We start from the raw sequence: 465 nt of genomic DNA on the forward strand, positions 1-465 counted from the left end.
GTTGGGCGCGCCTGTCGCTCAATCCGTACTGGTATCCGGCCAACGATGGCATCGCCGGCGTGTCCGCAGGGCTCGTTAACGCGCAGCTCTTATGGCACGACGACCCGCTCGCCGGTGGCAAGGCCAAGGCGTCTTCGGACTTCGAAGCCGTCGACGACGCAACGTTGGGCGACTTCGAATGACCACGATCGGCCATAACAGCGTTCAGGGCAACGAACTGAAAGCGCACATCGAGCAGATCGAACGTCTTGAAGAGGAAAAGCGCGGCATCGGTAGCGACATCAAGGATGTTTACACCGTCTTGAAGAGCAAGGGTTACGACCCGAAGATCGTTCGTCGCGTTATCGCCTACCGGAAGAAAGACCCGGAAAAGCGAGCCGAAGAAGAAGCGATGACTGACACCTATCTGCACGCCTGCGGGATGATCTGACGGCCAACGGCACGGCGGGCCTGCGCCCGTCGTGT

2 protein-coding genes are annotated in these 465 nt (G+C 60.0%); both read left to right on the top strand.

Going from position 1 to position 465, the window contains the following annotated elements:
* The coding region (locus ACTJKP_RS27195; protein ID WP_440632878.1) for an ssDNA-binding protein at positions 1-182 on the top strand (182 nt) is incomplete at its 5' end.
* A complete protein-coding gene (locus tag ACTJKP_RS27200; RefSeq protein ID WP_176074357.1) occupies positions 179-430 on the top strand; it encodes a DUF2312 domain-containing protein in 252 nt (83 codons plus the stop codon). The genes ACTJKP_RS27195 and ACTJKP_RS27200, both read left to right, overlap by 4 nt.
* The last annotated feature ends 35 nt before the right edge of the window (positions 431-465 follow it).

The organism is Brucella sp. 22210, from assembly GCF_052045675.1.
GTDB lineage: Bacteria > Pseudomonadota > Alphaproteobacteria > Rhizobiales > Rhizobiaceae > Brucella.

What these genes read in the sequence shown, in the direction of transcription:
- ACTJKP_RS27200 (WP_176074357.1), top strand. Translation starts at nt 179, where the DNA reads ATGACCACGATCGGCCATAACAGCGTTCAGGGCAACGAACTGAAAGCG.